Source organism: Microbulbifer donghaiensis (assembly GCF_900129095.1).
Lineage (GTDB): Bacteria > Pseudomonadota > Gammaproteobacteria > Pseudomonadales > Cellvibrionaceae > Microbulbifer > Microbulbifer donghaiensis.
In genome coordinates this window covers 1,601,032-1,622,007 of sequence record NZ_FQVA01000001.1, presented here as the reverse complement: position 1 = coordinate 1,622,007, position 20,976 = coordinate 1,601,032, and the positions used below count along the sequence as shown (strand labels likewise).

Sequence of the window (20,976 nt, the reverse complement as noted above, 5' to 3'; positions counted from 1 at the left end):
CATGTATTCCCGTCTGGTACCCGCACTGCGCGGCGCTGCTCCCGCACCGCTGCGGACGGTCGCCGCCGCGCTGTCAGCGCTGCCACTGGCGCTGTGCACAAACTTCGCCGTTGCCGAGGCTGATCAGCAAAAGCTCGATGACTTGTTCTTCGGTGCGGCCATGTTCGAGGCCCACCAGGAGAATTATTTCGATGCGATCGTGGGGCTCGATACGGAGCTGAATCAGTATCGTCGCCTGGATGAGCCGGGGCTGGATCCGTTTACCGCACACCTGGGCCAGGCGGAGTTTTCCGTGGGCGACCTGGAGCTCTCCTATCGCATGCACCGGGAAGCCGGGCGCGCGATCGAAGCGGTGCTGAAGGGCAATGTGCCGCAGCCCGTGCGCAATGAGGCGGCCTATCGCCTGGCAAAGATTCATTACCATAAACAGCAGCCCCGCAACGCCCTGCATGCACTCGATATGATCGAAGGGCGGGTGCCAGAGCGTGTTCGTGCCGACGAGCAGTTTCTGCGGGCGCGGGTCTACATGGAACTGGGTCGTTTCGAGGAGGCGGTGGAGCTGCTGCGCGACCTCAAAGGCGAAGAGTCACTGGAAGGTTTCGTCGAATTCAATCTCGGCATCGCCGAACTGAAAGCGGGTCAGGAAGAGCGCGGCTTACTGGAGCTGACGGCGCTGGGTAAAAAGCGCAGTTCCGATCCTGCCAGGCAGGCGCTCTATGACAAGACCAACCTGTTGCTCGGTTCGCGGCTGATGGAAAACGACCTGTTGGAGTTGGCCAGGCCCTATTTCGACCGGGTTAACCTCGAGGGGCCCTTCTCCAATCGCGCCCTGCTGGGTGCCGGCTGGGTAGAGGCGAAGGCCGGGCGCTACGATCGTGCACTGGTCCCGTGGAGGCTGCTGCAGGAGCGCCAGGGCACCAATGGATCCGTGCAGGAGGCCATGCTCGCGGTGCCTTATGCATACGGCAAACTGGATGTGCACAGTACCGCTGCGATCAATTATGGTCGCGCGCTGGAATCCTTCGGTAACGAAATCGACACTCTGACGGCGTCCATAAAGAGTATCCGCGAAGGGAAATTTCTCGAGGCGCTGCGCCGCAAGGAGGCGACACAGGTAAAAAACTGGGTTGTGGCTCTGCGCAATTTGCCCGACGCGCCTGAGACTCACTACCTCCTCGACCTGATGGCGTCCAACGATTACCAGGAGTTTCTGCGCAACTATCGCGATCTCAATGACCTGTTCGAGCGCAATGAAGAGTGGCTGAAGAGCCTGGCCGCCTATGAAAATGTCATTGAGCTACGCCGTGCCTACTACGAGCCCCTGCTGCCGGGCCTGGATAGAAAATTCCGTGAACTGGATGCGCGAATCAAGCTGCGCATCGAACAGCGGGACCAGTTCGCAAGTCGCATTGAGCAGATGCTTGTCACCCGCCGCCCGGAATACTTGGCCAAGGCGGAGGAACAGGAGGCGCGTCTGCAACTGCGTCGGTTACGCAAGGTCATGTCCCAACACCCGAACGGGTTTACCGAAGCAACCTTGCAGCGGGTGGGGCGTCTCGAGGGTGTGCTCGACTGGCGTCTTTCCACCGAATACGACCAGCGGTTGACGGAGGCCTACAAGCACCTGCAGGAACTGAATATAGAAATCGAACAACTGCAAACCGTGTATCACTCTTATGTGCGCAGCCGCCAGGCCGCAACCCATAGCTATACCGGCTACAACGATACTATTCGCCGTCTTCGGGCTCAGATCGCAAATACTCAGAATCGCCTCGATATCCTGATGGCGCGTCAAGGCAATATGCTGGAAACGCTAGCGATCAACGAACTGGATCGCCGTCGTGCGCAGTTGGAGAACTACCAGATCAAGGCCCGCTTTGCCCTTGCAGACAGCTTCGACCGCGCAAACGAGCTACAGGAGCAGCGCGCCGACCAGAAGAAGATCGAGCAGCACCGCGCCAACCAGCCCGAACAGTTGCCGCAGGACAATCCGCCGGAACTGGAAGGCCCCTCGAGCGAAGGGGGTGACCAGTGAAGCGCTTCGCAGAACGCAGGCTGGCGACTGCCATCGTTATGCGCCGCTGTGCCACCGCCGCCTCGATGGCGTTGCTGCTCAATGCCTGTGCCGTCAATAGCGGCAAGACCATTGGCAGTCTGCAGAATGTCGATATTGAGATCAAAGAGGAATATATCGACGGCAGTCTGGAGAAGGCGCTTGCCAGTTATCAGAAGTATCTGCAGGAGACACCGGAGTCCAGCCTTACGCCGGAGGCGATGCGGCGTATCGCGGACCTGAAGATCAAGCAGGCTCACCGCGCAGAAGATGCCGCCATTGACGGTGCGGTGGGTGCTGGCGCGACCAGCGGTGCCGTGGTTTCAATTGATGCCGAGGCGGCCGGGCCGTCGACGCGTCTGGACGCGCCGACCCATACCAGTGCGCCGCTTGCCGCTGCGCAGACTTCGATGGCAGATCGCAGCGATGATGGCGCACAGGAAACTGACCGCGATTTCGAGGCGCGCGCCAGTGCGAGCATCGAAATCGAGTCTGACAATACGCCGCTGGCGGTACCGGGTGGTGATCCCGATGCAATGCTGTCCGCGAATGCCCGCGAAGCCATCACGTTGTATCGGGATCTTCTCGCCAAATACCCCCTGTATGACCGCAATGATCAGGTGATGTATCAGCTTTCTCGTGCTTATGAGGAAACCGGACAGATTGACGCTGCCGTGGATGTGTTGCGGCAGCTGGTAGCCAAGTACCCGAACTCCCGTCATATCGATGAGTCCTGGTTCCGCTTGGGTGAGTACTACTTTACCCGTAAGAAATACCTGGATGCCGAGGAAGCCTACGGCAAGGTTATCGATATCGGGGTGGCGTCCAGCTTCTACGAACTGGCGTTGTACAAGCGCGGCTGGTCGCTGTTCAAGCAGGATATGTACGAGATGGCGCTGGACGACTACGTTGCCATGCTCGACTACAAGGTTTCCCAGGGATACGACTTCGAGCAGACGACCAATGACGTCGAGCGTAAGCATATCGAAGATACCTTCCGCGTCGTCAGCCTGAGCTTTTCTTACATGGGTGGCGCCGAGTCGGTAGTTGACTATTTCACCCGGAAGGGCCAGCGCCAGTACGAATCGCTGGTGTATAGCCACCTCGGCGAGTACTACCTCGACAAGCGTCGCTACCAGGATGCGGCAAAATCCTACAATGCCTTTGTTGAGCGGAACCCGCTGCACAAGGTATCGGCAGATTTCTCCATTCGTGTTATCGAGATCTACAAGAAAGGCGGATTCCCCAAACTCGTACTGGACGCGAAAAAGGAGTTTGCTACCACCTATGCCCTCGATGCGCAGTACTGGACCGTGTTCGACATCAACGAATACGGGGAAGTTGTTGAGTTCCTGCAAAGCAACCTGATCGACCTGGCGAGCCACTACCACGCTGCCTACCAGAACAAGAAGCTGAAGGACAAGAAAGCGGAGCACTACCGCGAGGCCATTCACTGGTATCGCAGTTACCTGCAGTCCTTCCGCGATAAACCGCGCGCGCCGGAAATCAACTACCAACTCGCCGGCCTAATGCTGGAAAACCGCGATTTTCATGGCGCAGCCTTGGAATATGAGCGCACAGCCTATGAATACCCCGCGCACAAGGACTCCAGCGAGGCGGGTTACGCAGCGGTCTATGCCTATCGCGAACACCTTAACAGCAGTCTGAAAGAAGCCGCGGCGGCCCAGCGCGCGCCGCTGCTGCGGGAAATTATCCGCTCTTCCCTCAAGTTTGCGGACACCTTCCCGGAGCACGCCAAGGCGCCGCAGGTGATGGTGGGTGCAGTTGAGGAACTGTATGGTCTGAAAGACTACCCCCAGACGGTACACAACGGCAGGCTGTTGCTGGAGAAATTCCCCGCGGCGGTGCAGGAAATTCGCCGTTCCACCTGGAAACTGGTGGCCCATGCGTCTTTCGATACCGAAGCATTCGTCGATGCCGAGGCTGCCTACGGGCAGGCCCTCAGCCTGACCGCCACCGATGCCAAGGATCGCGCCGGCCTGGTGGACAACCTGGCCGCCTCTATCTATCAGCAGGGTGACCTGGCGCGCAAACAGGAAGACCACGCCACCGCAGCCAACCATTTCCTGCGTATTCGCAATGTGGCCCCGGGTGCAACCCTGCTGGCCACCGCCGAATACGATGCGGCGGCATCCCTGATCGTATTGAAAGACTGGACGCAGGCGGCGGCGGTGCTGAATAACTTCCGTCGCAATTTCCCCCAGCACAAACTGGCTAAAGATGTCACCAAAAAACTGGCGGTGGTTTATCAGGAGAGCGGCGAGCTGCTGCTGGCGGCGGCGGAATTTGAGCGTATCGAGCGCGAGTCGGAAGATGAAGATGTCCGCCGCGAAGCGCTTACCCAGGCTGCCGATCTCTACAGCGCGGCCAAGGAAAGCGATAAAGCACTGGAAGTGCTGCGCCGCTACGTGAAGCTGTTCCCCAGTCCGATGGAGCCGGCGCTGGAAACTCGCCAGAAGATTGCCGAGCTGTATAAGGCTACCGGTGCGCAGCAGCGATACCTGGGAGAGTTGCGCGAAATGGTGCGGCTCGAGCTGCGCGGCGGTAATCAGCGGAATGATCGCACGCGCTACCTGGCCGGCAACGCGGCACTGCTCCTTGCCGAACCCAGCTTCGATGCCTTTACCGAGGTTCAGCTGGTTGAGCCAATCAAGCAGAACCTGGACAAGAAGCGCCTGCGCATGAAGGCCGCTATCAGCGCCTACTCTGATCTGATCGATTACCAGGTAGCCGACGTCACCGCTGCTGCCACCTATTACCTTGCGGAAATTTACCTGCATTTCAGCAGGGCCCTGAAGGACTCGGAGCGGCCCGGCAATCTGAGCGCGCTGGAACTCGAGGAGTACGAGCTGGCGCTTGAAGAGCAGATTTATCCGTTCGAAGAGAAGGCGATCTCGGTGCACGAGAAGAATGTCGAGTTGCTGGGTATGGGTATCTTCAACGTGTGGATCGACAAGAGTATCGGCAAACTCGCCGGCTTGGTGCCCGCGCGTTACGCGAGGGCGGAGGAGGCTGGACAATACCTGCCGAGCATAGTGCCGATGGCGCCAGCTCCTGAGCAGGCCAGTAGTGATGAAGTCCTGTCCGGTGGTGAAGGGTAAGGAGCTTTTATGAACCTGATGGCAATGCCAAGAGTGATACAACGTCTGGCGGTATTGGCGCTGGCGCTGTTGCTGGCCTCCTGTGCAAGTACGCCGACGAGCGGCGGCCGCGTATCCGACTATTCATCGGTGCGCGTGTCGGGCAGCGTCAACCGCGACTTTGAGCGATCACTGGAGTACCTGCGCGAAGAAAATTTTGCTGCGGCCATTGATTTGCTGCTGTCGGTAGTGGAACGGGAAAAACGCCTGCCGGCGCCCTATGTCAATCTTGGTATCGCCTACTACAAGAACGGTAACGAGAAGAATGCTGAAGAGGCGTTATTGCATGCGCTGCAGGTGGATCCCCAGCACCCGGCCGCCGCCAACGAGCTGGCGGTGTTGTATCGCAAGCAGGGCCGGTTCGCCGAGGCGCGAAAAATTTATGTGAACTCGCTGGCCGAGAATCCGGAATATCTGCCCCTGATCAAAAACCTGGGCATATTGTGTGATCTCTATCTGCAAGATCTTCAGTGCGCTCTGGCACAATTCCAACAGTACCTGGCCCTGGAACCGGAAAACCAGGAAGTCTCCATCTGGCTGGCTGATCTTAAGAGGAGGGCGGGCAATTGATACCTGTGAGCTTGAAGGTCGTGTTGTTTGCCGCCTTTACACTCGGGATTTCGACGGCGTCGGCGCAAACAGACACCGAAAACTCCAATGGCAAAAAGGTAGATACCAAAGTCAAGGAGCTGTCCGGCATCTCGATTATCGGCAACAAGGAAGCGCCCAAGTCACTCTATATCGTGCCCTGGAAAAGCTCGGAGGTGGGTGTCGAGAGCGGTCTGGTTTCCAGCCTGATGGACGACAAATTGAAGCCGCTGGATAAAGAGGTCTTCATGCGCGAGCTTGAGTTTTACGAGCTGAGCCTCTCAGATGATTAAGGGCTTCACCTGTAGGAGCCTGCTCGCAGGCGAAAAAATGAGGTAGAAAAGGCCCCCGGATGTTCGCCTGCAAGCAGGCTCCTAAAAGAAATTTATTAGGGTGGGCAAAGTGAAGCGTGTCCACCAAACAAGCAGAAATAATTCAACAAAATTACAGCGGTACATTTAAAGAGGGTTTGTAATGGACTTTTTCAACAGCGTAATCGCGTTCTTCCAGACCGGTGGTACCTTCATGTACCCCATTCTCCTGGTTGCTGCGCTGGGTAGCGCGGTGGCGATAGAACGCTATATCCGTTTGGTGTATGAACGTCACACCAATCGCGCTATGTGGGACAAACTGCAGCCGGTACTCGCGTCGGGTGATTTCGATCGCGCGCGCAACCTGGTAAAGCAGGACAACACCAGCGTAAGCAAGCTGCTGTCAATGGGTCTTGCCCGTCAGGGTACCGTACGCCGTCGCGAGGACATTGAGATCGCGATGGAAGAGAGCATGATGGAAATTATTCCGCAGCTCGAGAAACGCACTCCGTACGTGGCGCTATTCTCGAATATCGCCACACTGCTGGGCCTGCTCGGCACCATCATGGGCCTGATCGAGGCCTTTACCGCGGTAGCCAACGCCAACCCGGCGGAAAAGGCGGATCTGCTCTCCGCCAGTATCTCCGTGGCGATGAACACCACCGCCTTCGGCCTGATGACCGGTATTCCGCTGCTGGTAGTGCACGCCCTGCTGAACTCTCTGACGGGTGAAATTATCGACAGTCTGGAAATGGTATCCGTGAAGGCTCTGAACCTGATTTCCACTTCTACCCGTCGCCGTCATGAGATCGATACTCCCGCTGCTGAAGCTGAAAATTCTGCTGAGCAGAACTCCACCGACGCAAGCGCCGAGGAATCCGCAGAAAGTGATGAGGTCGACGCCGTCACCGAAGAACAGCAAGTGGAAAAAGTGTAATGAGAAGTCGGCGCCACGGGAGAAACAAAGAAGCCCCGGAGCTGGATATTACCGCCTTTCTGAACCTGATGGTGGTGCTGGTGCCTTTCCTGCTCGTATCGGCAGTGTTTTCACGGGTGACCATTCTTGAGCTGAATATGCCGAGTGGTGCCGGTGGTGGTGCGCCGGATGATCCCAAGGTCACTGTGGAAGTGGTAGTGCGCAAAGACACCCTCGAAATCAGTGACGGGGAAAAAGTGATCGCGCGCTTCCCTAACCTGAATACCGCCGCGGAAGGCGAGGGCGCCGCGCAGGCAACGCCGGCTGAGGCCGCTGCCGAAAACACAGAACAGGAAGGGCAGGCGCTACTGCCAACGGAAGAAGTCTACGACCTGAAGAAATTGAGTAAGTTTTTGCTGCAGGTGAAAGCCAGTTATCCGGACAAGACCGATTCCATTCTGCTGATGGAGCCGAATATCGCCTACGAGCACCTGGTTGGCGTCATGGATGCGGTGCGCGGCGCGGAAGTGCGCGTCGAAGATGCTGATCCCGATGATCCGGAAGCCGTAGAGCGGGTGGAACTCTTCCCGGATATTTCCATAGGAGATGCGCCGTGAAACGTGAAAGCCGACGCATGAAGCGCATGGCCCGCAGCCATAAGCGCAAGAAAACCTCCGGCATGAACCTGACCTCACTAATGGATGTATTCACCATTCTGGTGTTCTTCCTGCTGACCAACACGTCCAGCAATGAGGCACTGGAGCCGCCGAAGGTCATTACGCTGCCGGACTCGGTGGTAGAGGCCAAACCGCGGGAAACCGTGACCCTGATGGTGACGGACAGGGAAATTCTGGTTGAGGCGAAACCGGTGATTGCCACCGAAGAGGTGATCAATAGCGAGGAAACCATAATCCAGGCCATCAAAGACGCCATGATCCTCGAGATGGACAAGGCCATCACTATCGCTCAGATCGAGCAGCAAGAGATCGCCGAAGAGGCAGAGGAAGCGCCTGAGCAACTGCCACCAGAAGTGAATATTCTCGCAGACCGAACCATTCCGTTCAGTTTGCTGAAGAAAGTGATGTCCAGCTGTACGGATGCCGGATACACCAAGGTCTCTCTGGCGGTAATTCAGAAAGCATCGCAAGGTTAATGGAAGTCTGTGAGTAATTTTCTTCAACAACAGCAAGCGGTCAGCGGCGAACTGGAAGCGGTTCACCGGCGCATTCGCATGCTCGAAGGTGAGCAGCGTCTGATCGACGAGAAGTTGAATGAGCTGCGCAGGGATGAGTCCAAGCACCAGCTGCTCGACGAAATTTCCGAGCGCCTTGGCAAGCTGGAAGACGTTGGGGCCGGGGAGCTGTTCTGGGCCGACGACTACCGTGAAGATGCCTCCAAGGTCGTCATTCGGCGCATCCAGCACACTGTCAGTGTCTACAACGCGAACCTCGATCTGCTGCAGGAGCGCCGTCGTCGCGTACTCGACAAGATCGAGAGCTGCAACGACGAAATTTTCGAGTTAGACGAGCGGGCAGAACAGCTGCGCCTTCGGGAGGAAGAGTCGCAGTTCGAATTTGAAATAACACGAGAGTTCGAACAGCAGGACTTCCGTCCGATGTCCATGCCCTGGCACACCCAGGGCGAGGATGAGCGCCGCTTCCGCCGCTGCGTACTGGTGTCGTTGCTGGTGGCCCTGCTGCTCGGTTATTTGGTGCCCCTGTGGAAAATACCCGAGCCGGAAGCGGACGAGGTTGTTGAAATTCCCGAGCGCCTGGCCAAGCTGGTAATCGAGAAGAAAACCAAGCCGAAACCGCCACCGGAGCCGGAGAAACCCAAGCCGAAGCAGGACGAGAAGAAGCCCGAGCCCAAGCAACAGGTTGCCAAGCAGGATCCCAAACCGTCCAAGGCCGAGAAGAAGGACGCGCGCAAGAAGGCGGAGCGCACGGGCGTGTTGGCCTTCAAGGACAACTTCCAGGATCTCATCGAGGACGACCTGGACAATCGCCTCGGCCAGCAGACCCAGCTCAGTACCGCCGGCAAGAAGGAAAACCGCAGTCAGCGCTCGCTTATCACCGCGGCGGCCAAAGCCGGCAGTGGCGGCATCAATACCGCCAGCCTCAGCCGCAATGTCGGTGGTTCAGGCACGGCGCTCTCGGGCGTGGCCTTCTCCCGGGTCGAGAGTTCGATTGGCAGCGAAGGTGACTTTGCCGGTGAGGACAGGCCGCTCAGCGATGGAGCGGGGCCGTCGCGCACCGACGAGGAAATCCAGATTGTCTTCGACCGCTACAAGGCTGCGCTCTATCGCATCTACAACCGCGAGCTGCGCAACAACCCGGCGTTGCAGGGCAAGATGGTCCTGAAGATCACCATCGAGCCCGATGGTTCTGTGTCCATGGCCAAGGTTGAAACCAGCGATATGGATTCCCCGGCGCTGAACGCCAAGATTGTGGCGAGGGTGAAACGGTTTAACTTCGGCCCAAAAGCCGGTGTGCCGACCATTACCATCCTCTACCCGATCGACTTCCTGCCGGCTGGCTAGCCTGGCAAAACAAGCCCTCTCCCGCATGCGGGAGGGGGCGGTTCCTATCTATCGACATCAGCTAGCGGGCTCTAAAATTTTTTCCTAAATATTTAGAGTTTGCCTCGATTTTCCCTGAGAACTACTTTGCAAACGTAAAAAAAGTTCCCCGCAAGAACGTTAATTTTGACCTGCTTCACGGCTGCTGATTCTCCATCTGAATAAAGTTCGCCCGCCGAGGAGTGTCTGTCCGGCCGCAGTGTCGGTGGACGCTGCGTACAGGAGTTTCAATTGAATAGGGCGGCTGAAAAGTGGCGATGATGTCGGATGTAACTGGGCGTAAGTCTTGGAAGAGCGCGCTTGTTGGCCTTGTTCTCGCCGGCGGTGGATGGCTGTTGCCTGTTGCAAGCGCGCAGGCCGCCCTCAACTGTCCCAGTCAGGAGTCAGTTGTCCGTCACGATCTCAGTGACAGTTATTGTGAGCTTTGCGGCACCGGCACGATCGAGATCCAGGTCAGCAACCCCACGCGTACTGGGTCTGGTGATCCGCTTCGCGATATTACCGTCACCGAGACGTTGTTTCCCGAGCTGGAACTTGCCGGGAGCGTCACAGCCGCACTTAACGGCGGCTTCCCGCAAACGGTCACCACTCAGGGCTCTGGCCAGTCGTTTTCCTGGGATTCCAGCGACATCCCCTCCCTCGCAGAGTTGAACGAGGGGGACATTCTGCGGATCTTCGTGCCGGTGCGCAGTGTGTCTGGTACCGAAGAGAATCTGACCAGTCTTATTTCCCGCAGCATCGAAGTAAGTACAAGCTACACCTGCGTCGATACCGCAGTGACCCCGGATCCTCCCCAGCCGGGTTTTGACGAGGACACCGACCAGCTACCTCTACGAGAACCGCTCCCTTCCCTGGAAAAGGATGGGCAGAACCGCGATGCGGGCCAAACAAACTGGACAGACCCTGTCTACGGCAACATTAACGATGACGTCGTCTGGCGGGTGCGCATCGGCAACAGTGGCTTGGCAGACATGCAGGACGTGCGTCTCGACGAGCTGATGGATGATCCCAATATGGACATCCTCTGGGCATGCTCGAGTGCGGCAGCTGCCCAGGCCAGTGCCGATAACGATGGTGCTGCGACAGGTGGTTGTATCTCCGCTGACAACACAGTTAACAATTTCGCCCTGACGGGAGGCTTCGCCAGTGGTCCCGGCATCGTCGACGTTGAGGCCGGTGGCACTACGACAATATTTTTTGTCGGTAAGGTCAATACCTCGTGCAGTAACGGCGTGAATACGGTGACCGACCTGCAGTGGGGCTGTGAGATTACCGGAAATGGAGCGGGTGGGGTCAGCCAGACATCTACGGGCTCCGGCCCATTCTCTGCGACCGCGCAGATGAGCGCACTGTCCCAGGGTAATCTGACAATTCAGCGCGCGATAACCGGGACAAACACCGGTCAGCCGCTGGGTTCCGCCGGCTTCGTGACCTTGACTATATCCAATCGCACTGGTGGCTCAGTCAAGAATATCGAGCTGCGGGATGTTCTTCCCCCCGAATATGTAGTCGACACAACTTACGATCCGCGCGTACTCAATCCCAGCCCGGCTTACGGGGACTATGCGGGATTTGCGGACCAGGTGGAGTGGGATGCTTTTGATTCCAATCCGCTCAACAACACCGAAATAACCTTGCGCCTGATCAGCGGTGAAACCCACCCGATATACGGTGATCAGGTAAACATGCTCCGCCATGGCGACAGGGTCCGGGTTCGATTTCGTATCGTGACGGTGGAACCGGACTTCTACGATAAAATTGCCGACCTGGACGATCCGCAGGAGTCCGCAGGGGCGGGCAGTGACCCGAACAGCAATACCTTGTTGTCGGGCCAAAACCAGCTTTTCGTACAGTACGAGGATTTTTGTAGCGCAGGGCCGGGCAGTCCGCGAACCCAACAGCACTTCGATAATGTGACACCGGATCCGGAGGATCTCGATGTCAGTATGAGTCATCCGCTGTATATCGTGCGCGATAGCGGCACATCGCCTCTCACCGTGCAGATCACGAATAATGGTGGCCACGATGCCAATGATTACTTCGTCTACGTGAGTTTCGGTGAGGCGATGAATGTGGTTACGCCGGCCGCAGGCTGTACTGCGACCGGCAACCCGCCAGGCCATCCGGTATGGAACAGCCCCAGCTATATCCCGACTTCTGCGACGGTGTATCGCTGTACCTCGGCGGCACTGGGTACCATATCTCCCAACGGGACCGAGACGCAGTCGTTGGTATTTCAGGTAGAGCGCAACCACGGTGCGACTGATGATGACCTGACATTCCGCGCGGATGTCATTGGCGAAATCACCCTGAGCGACGGAACTCCGTTGACGTTCCCGCAGCCGGCGGACCTGAATGGCGCAGCCGGCACCACGCCAACTCCGCAGTTGGCCAACAACTACACGCTGGATGGAGTGCGGGCAAAAGTACTCGGATTCAACCTGCTGAAACAGCAAAGCGGCCAGTGTTCAGAGCTGAACGAGGCAGGCTTCCCGAACGACAACATCATTATCGGTGAGGACTGCAAGTTTGAAATCTTTGCCGGCGGCTGGTTTGGCTTCGATACCCCTGGTTTTAACCTGATCGAAGTAAACAATGTGTCGATCGTCGATGACCTCCCCGATGGCCAGGGCTATATCGATGACACCCGCCTGACCTGTGCGATTGCCACCTTGCCGAATCCGGACTCCGACGCCAGTTGTCGGGATATAACGGGCACAGTCAATGAGCTCGGCGGGCTGAATACGGCATTCAGCGAGACGGACTTCGAGTGGAATATAGTCGATTCCATTTCTGATCGGGACCGCTGGTTACTGACGGACATGACCACTCGCCTGCTGAACGACCCGGTAGATACGATCAATACCGCCCCCAATCAGCACGCCAGCGCAAGTACTGACTACGGTCGCGGCCACTTCTTTGCCGTATTCGATACCGAAACCATCGAGGTGGATGAGACCCAGGGAATTCCGGGTTATCCGCCAGAGTCCGACTGGCGCGTGGACCTGACGGTTACCGAGCCGTTTATCGAAGTCGAAAAACAGGTCTGTAACGAAAACCTCTACGGTAGCGGTGTTTCCTGTAGCAATTTTGTCGATGACACCAACGAGGGGCACCGGGACCAGACCTACATTTTCCGTCTGACGCTGACCAACCGCACCGCTGATAACGGCGTCGACCGGGCACCGGCTTACGATTTGGTCATCACCGATACATTGGACCCTTCCGGCCAGATGTGTGTACAGCCGCTGCAGTCTGATGGCCTGGACAATGATGGCGATGGATCTCCGGAAACTGGCAGCGGCGATGACGGTTGGGTGGGTATCACTGCGGGAGCGAATGACTACAGTGAGGCGACTCACTGTAGTGATGGCGGTATTCCGGCCATCGTGACCTTCTCCTACGAACACTCGACGGCGTTGGAGCGGATTGATCCTGGCCAGTCAGTGACGCTTTACTATCGCGTGAAACCGCATCAGTCGGTGGCGCCGCTGCAGACCTTTACTAATACCTTCTTCGCCCGCTATGACAGCCTGGAAGGTGACAGCGGTGCTCCGAAGAACCGTTCCATCGACAGCGACGCAGACAACGATGGTGTCGGCGATGGCACACCCGCAGCCGGTCGCGCCCGGCACTACCAGTCTGCCGATGCCACCGCACAGATGCAGATCATCGAAGTACAGGCAGAACCCAAGCAGGCGTTGGCATTGTCGAATGGCACTGCCAGTGGTTCCGGCAGCGATAATGTCGTTGTCGGCGAAGAAATCCGCTACCGGCTCACAGCGCAGATCCCCGCAGCCAAGCTGCGCAACTTTGTGATCCGCGATGAGTTGCCGGCGGGTATGCGCTGTATCGAAGGCCAGGGGGTTAACCTGGATGCGGCCCCCTACAATGCGGCGGGCTTTGCGCCGGGCGGAACCTTTACCCCGACCTGCACCAGTACCGGCAGTAATGACTATATCGAGTGGAATTTTGGCGATCAGGAGCTGACTACGGTAGCCGGCAGCCTGTTCGAGTTCCCGGTAGAGTTCATTGCCCGTATCGAGAACAGCGCGAACACTGACGATGGCGATGTAATCGGCAATGGGGGCAGCTACACCACCGCCCAGGTCAGCTATATCGACGAGCTCGGCAATACCGTTGTGGTGCCGTTCGAGTCTCACGAGGTAACCGTACGGGAGCCGGCGATTCAGTTGACCAAATCAATGTCCGCTCCAACCAGCGATGCGGACGATATCCTCACGGTAACCGTCACCGCCGAGAATATCGGCACCGCTAATGCCTACAACCTACAGGTTTTGGACGATCTTAGCGGCAAGAAATTGACCTTCCTGCAAGCCTCCGGCGTTGCGGGAACGGACCCGCCCAACACGATTGATACGACTACTGTCGGCGCGAACGCACCTATCTTCAGTTGGAACCGTTCCAACGCCGATTACACCATTGCTCCTGGCGAGACGAAGTCATTCACCTTCCAGGTACGGGTAGACGAGGATGTAGAGCCTCAGGAAATTCTGGACAACACCATCCAGGCCCGCTGGCAGTCACTGCCGGGGCGCGATGTCGCCCTCAACAGCGGCAACAATATCGGTGTCGATGGCGCGGACGACGGCATGCGTATCGGCGTCCTGCCCAATGCCGGCGACCCGATCAACAACTACGAAACTAGCGCCTCGGCGCAGTCCACGGTGCTGCCGCTGCAATTCCAAAAATCGGATCTGGATGCGTCGGTCATTCCCACCATCGGCGCGCACAAACAGTTCCAGCTGGAAATTCTGCTGCCGGAAGGTATCAGCGAAAATGTTGTGGTGTCCGATAACCTGGCCGCCGGCGGTGCCAGCTACGCGCTGACCCACAGCAGTGCTTACGACATCACCTACGAATTTATCGGCATCGACAGCATCAACGACAGCGCCCAGCCGCCGGCGGAATCTGACTTTATCAGCTTCCCCGGCGAGGGCACCGGTGCGACCGGTGTGATCAGCTGGAATATCGGCAAGGTGGATACGGCGAGCGATACGGCCGGCAATCCGCTCAACCCGCGCATCCGCATCAAGTACTTCGCCCGGGTCAATAATGTCGCTGCGGTGCAGGAGGGCGTATCGCTGAATAACGGCGCTTCGCTGACATACGACCACGGCGAGGACGACAGCGAGCAGGATCTCGCCGCTCCTCCCGTAGCTGCAGTCACCGTGGTGGAGCCGCAGCTGGAAATTGAAAAAGTAGTTACCAATATATCCGTCCCCGGCCAGCCGGCGCTTGGCGGACATATACTGGAATATACCGTCACGGTGCGCCACTCCGCTGCCTCCACGGCAGATGCTTTCGACCTGAACCTGCGCGACGAGCTACCCCCGGAGCTGCAATTCAACAGTGCCTTTGTTCCCATAGCGCAGATCGGTGGTATCGATGTGAGTGGCTTTGAACCCACGCCCGCCGGCACCCCGCTGGGGCCGCTGGTCTGGGGTAAAAACAACGGTGACAATAGTCTCGATCTGCCGCGGGGCAGCGAGCTGGTGCTGGTTTACCGCGCGGAAGTACGCGGCGTATTCGGCAGCCCGATCAGCAACCGCGTGCGGGTGGACTGGACCTCGCTGGACGATATCGACACCGGCTTCGAGCGCCACGGTGACGGTTGTCCGGTGATCGCCGCGCCTAACGATTACTGCTCGGATTTTGCCGAGGCGGTGATCGTCACCGACGACAATACCGCGATCGAGAAGTCCGTGTACGCCGACAGCGATGCGGACACGCCGGTGGGCACCCTGCGCCTCGGCGACACGGTGACTTACACTCTGAACCTCACGCTGCAGGCCGGTACCACACCGGGGCTGTCGGTCGTGGATACTTTGCCTCCGGGCATGGTGTTCGATTCGATTGTCAGCATCAACGGCGATACCAGCGCGCCCTACCAGCAGGGCAATGGATTCAACTACGCGGATATTCCCGCGTCGGCAGTGCCCGCCCAGGGGCAGGAGAATGCGGTCAACTGGACGCTGGGGGATATCGAGCGGGAGTTCAGCAACAGCGCCCCGCTAATCATCCGCTACACCGCCCGGGTTGCCGAGGACAACGGCATTGCCCAGCTGCCGACGGCGCAGCAGCTGACCAATACCGCGATATTGAATTACGGCTCTGAAAGCGTTCAGGACGACGCACTGATCGAACTGCGCCAGCCGCTGATCGACAGCCTGCAAAAAACCGAGCGCAGTGGCAAAACCAACCCCTATACGGTGCTGGATCTGCTGAATGACACCATGCAGTTCCGTCTGCACGCCTGTAACAGCGGCGATGCGCCGGCTTACAACCTGCGCCTGACTGACGACCTGGCGCCACAGTTCGACGAGACTTCGATCAGCGCGCCGCTGGTAAGTATCGGCGGAGTACCTCTGGTGCAGGGCAGCGATTACGTATACTCGGCACCGGCCGCGCCCGGTGAGGACATGGTGTTCACATTCGCCGCACCCCTGGCGGCGGGCCAGTGCCTGGATATCGACTACGATGTCGGTTTCCGCAGCGACGTGGGCAGCGCGGAAAGCTGGGCCAATTCCTTTACCGTGGATGAATACTGGTCGCTGCCCGACAGCAGCGGCCAGCGCTACGCGCCGGTCTCACTGCCGCTGCCGTTCCAGATGCAGACCACCGCGGCCAGCGCGGACCCGCTGTTGAAGGAACTGCTTGCGCCCGCCGACGGCACCGCGGCTGTCGGTGAGGAAATCCGCTACCGAATCACAGTGCCATCCAGCCCGGTGACCTCTTCTTCCCTGGCCGGTGTCGTCGTCACCGACACCCTCGACGGCCTCGGGGACAGTGTATTGTTCGAAAGCGCCACCCTGGACGGAGTGGCTGTCACGCCGGTCATCGGTGCCAATACGCTGACCTTCGATGTGGGCGTTGTCACCGCCGGCACTTCTGCGGTGATCGAAATTGTCGCGCGCGTCGCGGATGCGCCCAGCGCAACGGACGGCACGGTGATCAGCAACCGTGCCGATTACACCTATCTCGAGGGCGGCAGCCCCGTTGCTGGCGGCGGTAACGCAGTGGACTTCACCATCGTCGAGCCGCAACTGGTGATGGACAAGGAGGGGCCGGCCGGCGGCACACTGCAGTCCGGCATGCCCGGCAGTTTTACCCTGGATATCCATAATACCGGCAACGGCGAAGCCTGGGATATCACCATTTCCGATCTGCTGCCGAACACGGCCCAGGGCGGCATGTGTGAAACCCAGCCGCAAATCACCAGCGCGCAAATCGTGGATGGTGGCGGTGCGGTCTTGCAGGCGCTCAATGCGGGGGCGGATTTCGCGGTCACCTTCGATCCGGCCAGCTGTGTTTTTTCTGTCACCACCAGTGGCGCCAACGCGGTGATCCCGCCGGATCATCACCTGGTGATCGGCTACGACGCCTGGCTGGATACCGATACCGAAAATGGCACTGGCCTGTCGAATATCGCCGGGGCGACCCTGTGGCACAGCCTCGCGATGGACTCCTCTGACCAGGTGCGCGCCTACGCGCGCGCGCTGAGCGACGGTACGCCCTCGCTACCCGACCACGAGGATATCTTCACCATTACCGCCCAGGTGCCGTCGTTCGAGTTCCGCAAAACCGTGGTAAATGTCACCACAGGGCAGGACCCGGGCAGCGATGCCTCGCCCGGAGACCGGCTGCGCTACAGCATCTTGGTGCGCAACCTCAGTGACCTGGACGTGAGCGATATCGAGATCGCTGACGAACTGGACGCGCTGAATGCCGCACCGCTGTTTGTGCCCGGATCGCTCGCCCTGATTACCGCACCGGCCGGCAGCGACAGCAGCGCCACCGATGCCAGCGGCGGTGCCAAGGGTAGCGGAAACTTGCAGGTGGCCAATTTAAGTCTGGAGGCCAGTGGAGGAGCTGCGGACTATTTCGTCATCGAGTTCGAGGCCACGCTGGCGGCAGTCATCGACAGCGGCACCGTGGTACTGAATCAGGCCCGGTTGCTGCCACCGGGCATGCCGGAGTTTGTCAGTGACGATCCCAATGTCAACGGTGCCGATGATCCGCAGGTGGTCGGTGACGAAGATCCGACACAGTCGTTGATTAATTCTGCTCCGCAGCTGGTCGTGGAAAAAACCTCCGCGGATATCACCGGCGATGCGGACCTGCTGATGGTCGGCGATACCCTGCGCTACACCCTGCGTGTGGAAAATACCGGCAATGAAAATATGGTCGATGCCGTGCTGCGCGACCAGGTGCCGGCCAATACCACCTACGTGGCCGGCTCCACCACACTCAACGGCAACGCGATTGGCGATGTCAATGGCGGCGCGCCGCTGGCTGCCGGTATGGCCATCAATTCGCCCGGCGAAGCGGAAGGCTTTGTCGGTGTGGCGGCTGCCGGGGCGGCGGCGGTCGTCGTGACCTTTGATGTGACCATCAACGATGTCAACGACGGCACCATCATTTCCAACCAGGGCTTTGTAAATGGTAACGGTGCCGGCAGCGGTGCGCTCGACGAAGTGCCCTCCGACGATCCGGCTACCGATGCGCCGAATGATCCGACCGTGGATATCGTCGGCGACGTGCCGCTACTGATCGCGCACAAGACCGTGGAAATCGTCATCGACAATATGTCTGCGGGCATTGTCGATCCGGGCGATGTGCTGCGCTATACCATCGCCGTTGCCAATATGGGCGGCGTGGACGCGACGCGCGTGGCGCTGACCGACCAGGTGCCGGCCAACACCACCTATGTCGCCAACAGCACGACGCTGAACGGGTTTGCCGTGGCGGATAATGGCGGCGGCACTTCGCGACTGGACGCCGGCCTGCCGATCTCCTCCGACGACCTGACGCCGCCAATGCCCGGCGCCGATGAGGGTGTTGTCACTTCCGCGCGGACAGCCACCGTGACCTTCGATGTAACGGTCAATGCCGGCACACCGACCGGCACGGTGATCAGCAACCAGGGCAGTGTCTACAGCGTGGAATTGCCGCTGACCCTGACCGATGCCGACGGCAATCCGTCTAACGGCGCCCAGCCCACCGAAGTGGTAGTGGGTGATGTGCAGCAGCTGTCGATCACTAAGGAAGTGGCCGTTGTCGGTGGCGGTGCTGCCGAGGCCGGTGCAGTGCTCGAGTACCTGGTGAAGGTCACCAATATCAGCGCGGTGCCTGCCACCTACGTCACCATTACCGACGATCTGCTGGTTGCCGGTGAGGGGGTGCTCACTTACGTCGCCGATTTCGCACTGCTGAACGGCCTGGCCGGTGGCATCAGTGTCGATGGCTCGGTGATCGCCGCGGACTTCGCCGCGGTTTACGGCGAGCTGCAGCCCGGTGACACCGCCACGCTGCGTTTCCAGGCCAAGCTGTCCGAAAACCTGGAGATCGGCTACCGCGTGCTGAACACGGCGGAAGTACAGTGGAATGATCCCCCGGCGAGCAATCAGGCCAGTGTCGCCATCGATGTGGGCGGTACCCCGGGCATCGCCAACCTGAACGGTTATCTCTGGCACGATGTGAACTTCAACGAGCAGTTGGACAGCGATGAGCGCCTGCTGCTGAACTGGACCGTAGAGCTGTACTTCAATAACGCGTTACTGGAAACCGTACAGAGCGATGACAACGGCTACTTCCAGTTTGACGGCCTGGTGCCGAATTACTTCTCGAGCACGACAGCCGGCGGCGCCAGCTACGAGCTGAAGTACATCGCGCCGGATGCCGGTGCCAACACCGCGTCACTCGGTATCACCAGTTCCGACTTTACCAATGGTCCGCAGACCATCAGCGAGATTTATGTCGGCTCCGGTGCGAATCCGCAGAACCTGAACCTGCCGATCACGCCGAACGGTGTGATCTACGATTCAGTGCTGCGCCAGCCGATCAGCGGCGCCACTGTAACCATGTTGCGCGCCAGCACCGAGCAGGTGTTGCCGGACCGCTGTTTCGATGATCCGAAACAGCAGAGTCAGGTCACCCAGGCCGGCGGTTATTACAAATTCGACATCAACTTCGCCGATGCCGCCTGTCCGGCCAATCAGGATTACCTGATCCGGGTGCAGATACCGGGTGACAATTACGTCGCCGGCGAATCGGCCATCATTCCGCCGCAGACCGATGAGGATACCGCGGGCTTCGATGTTGCCGCGTGTCTCGGCAGTACAGCGGATAGGCTACCGGGTACGCCGGATCACTGTGAGGCGCAGCTATCCGAACTGCCGCCGCCGCTGGATGTGGACGCGCGTGATGAGCTGACCGACTACTATCTGCGCCTGACGCTGGACGACAACCGTATCCCCGGTGAGAGCCAGCTGTTCAACAACCACATTGCCGTGGATCCGCAGCTGGACGGCGCCCTGTCGATCACGAAGACCGCGGCGCTGTTGAACGTGACCCGCAGCCAGCTGGTGCCTTACACCATTACGTTCGGCAATACCCTGCCGGTACCGCTGACGGATCTGCGTCTGGTGGACTTCTTCCCTGCCGGTTTCAAATACGTGGCCGGTTCCGCACGCCTCGACGGCGAGGCGATAGAGCCGCAGGTGGATGGGCTGCAGTTGGGATGGCCGGACCTGCGCGTGGAAGCGGACCAGACCCGCGAGGTGAAACTCTTGCTGGTGGTCGGTTCCGGTGTCGGCGAAGGCAAGTACGTGAACCGCGCGCGCATGTTCAACCAGCTGTCCGGCCAGGTCGCCTCCGGCGAGGCATCGGCGACGGTGCGCGTGATACCCGACCCGACCTTCGACTGTACCGATGTGATCGGCAAGGTGTACGACGATAAGAACATGAACGGCTACCAGGATGCCGGTGAAGGCGGCGTACCGGGGGCGCGGGTGGTGACCGCCACCGGTCTCAATGCCACCACCGATGCCCACGGCCGTTTCCATATCACCTGTGCGGTGGTGCCGAACCAGGATCGCGGTTCAAATTTTGTGCTGAAGCTCGACGACCGCAGCCTGCCGAGCGGTTACCGTCTGACGACGGAAAACCCGCGGGTACTGCGCGCGACGCGAGGCAAGATGCTCAAGTTCAACTTCGGCACCAGCCTGCACCGCGTCGTGCGCCTGGACATGGCTGAAGCGGTATTCGAGCCCGGTACTACCGAGTTGCGCCCGCAGTGGCACTCGCGCACCGAGCTGCTGCTGGAAAAACTGCAGGAAGCACCGTCCGTGCTGCGTCTCTCCTATCTGGCGGAAAACGAGGAGGCGGACCTGGTAGAGGAGCGTTTGGAGAGCATCAAGGCGCAGATTGCCGACGAATGGGCGCGCAACTACGGCGATTACGAACTGACCATCGAAACCGAAGTCTTCTGGCGGCGTGGCGCGCCGCCGAATAACGGAAGGTTGGAATAATTTCCTCTGTTACTCGCCCGCGAAGCGGGCGAGTAA

Annotated in this window: 9 protein-coding genes; all 9 read left to right on the top strand. The window is 59.1% G+C overall.

From position 1 onward, the window contains the following. The first annotated feature begins 1 nt into the window (after position 1). The 9 genes from BUC36_RS06810 to BUC36_RS06765 all read left to right on the top strand — a co-directional run bounded on the left by BUC36_RS06810 (position 2) and on the right by BUC36_RS06765 (position 20,940). Positions 2-2,035, top strand: a complete 2,034-nt coding sequence (locus BUC36_RS06810; RefSeq protein WP_073273011.1) for a tetratricopeptide repeat protein — start codon at positions 2-4, stop codon at positions 2,033-2,035. Then, positions 2,032-5,175, top strand: a complete 3,144-nt coding sequence (locus BUC36_RS06805; protein ID WP_234994910.1) for a tetratricopeptide repeat protein — start codon at positions 2,032-2,034, stop codon at positions 5,173-5,175. Before BUC36_RS06810 ends, BUC36_RS06805 begins: the two co-directional genes overlap by 4 nt. Positions 5,176-5,184: 9 nt before the next feature. Then, on the top strand, positions 5,185-5,784 hold the full coding sequence (locus BUC36_RS06800; protein WP_234994909.1) for a tetratricopeptide repeat protein: 600 nt from the start codon (positions 5,185-5,187) through the stop codon (positions 5,782-5,784). 5 nt (positions 5,785-5,789) lie between these two features. Next, complete coding sequence (locus BUC36_RS06795) at positions 5,790-6,095, top strand: hypothetical protein (RefSeq protein WP_234994908.1); 306 nt, start codon at positions 5,790-5,792, stop codon at positions 6,093-6,095. Positions 6,096-6,276: 181 nt separating this feature from the next. After that, positions 6,277-7,050, top strand: coding sequence for a MotA/TolQ/ExbB proton channel family protein (locus BUC36_RS06790; protein WP_073273008.1), 774 nt, complete (start codon positions 6,277-6,279; stop codon positions 7,048-7,050). Next, complete coding sequence (locus tag BUC36_RS06785; protein WP_073273006.1) at positions 7,050-7,646, top strand: ExbD/TolR family protein; 597 nt, start codon at positions 7,050-7,052, stop codon at positions 7,644-7,646. The genes BUC36_RS06790 and BUC36_RS06785 overlap by 1 nt, the downstream gene beginning before the upstream one ends. Beyond that, on the top strand, positions 7,643-8,182 hold the full coding sequence (locus BUC36_RS06780) for an ExbD/TolR family protein (protein WP_234994907.1): 540 nt from the start codon (positions 7,643-7,645) through the stop codon (positions 8,180-8,182). Before BUC36_RS06785 ends, BUC36_RS06780 begins: the two co-directional genes overlap by 4 nt. Before the next feature lie 9 nt (positions 8,183-8,191). Continuing rightward, positions 8,192-9,568 carry an AgmX/PglI C-terminal domain-containing protein gene (locus BUC36_RS06775; protein WP_084535669.1) on the top strand — a complete coding sequence of 459 codons (1,377 nt, stop codon included), beginning with the start codon at positions 8,192-8,194 and terminating at the stop codon, positions 9,566-9,568. A 374-nt stretch (positions 9,569-9,942) separates the two neighbouring features. Then, positions 9,943-20,940: a DUF11 domain-containing protein gene (locus BUC36_RS06765; protein ID WP_159435993.1), complete on the top strand. Its 10,998-nt coding sequence runs from the start codon at positions 9,943-9,945 to the stop codon at positions 20,938-20,940. Positions 20,941-20,976 lie beyond the last annotated feature (36 nt).

Excerpts from the sequence above, each read along its gene's own strand:
- BUC36_RS06810 (WP_073273011.1), top strand. The coding sequence starts at position 2 with ATGTATTCCCGTCTGGTACCCGCACTGCGCGGCGCTGCTCCCGCACCG.
- BUC36_RS06800 (WP_234994909.1), top strand. The coding sequence starts at position 5,185 with ATGAACCTGATGGCAATGCCAAGAGTGATACAACGTCTGGCGGTATTG.
- BUC36_RS06790 (WP_073273008.1), top strand. The coding sequence starts at position 6,277 with ATGGACTTTTTCAACAGCGTAATCGCGTTCTTCCAGACCGGTGGTACC.
- BUC36_RS06785 (WP_073273006.1), top strand. The coding sequence starts at position 7,050 with ATGAGAAGTCGGCGCCACGGGAGAAACAAAGAAGCCCCGGAGCTGGAT.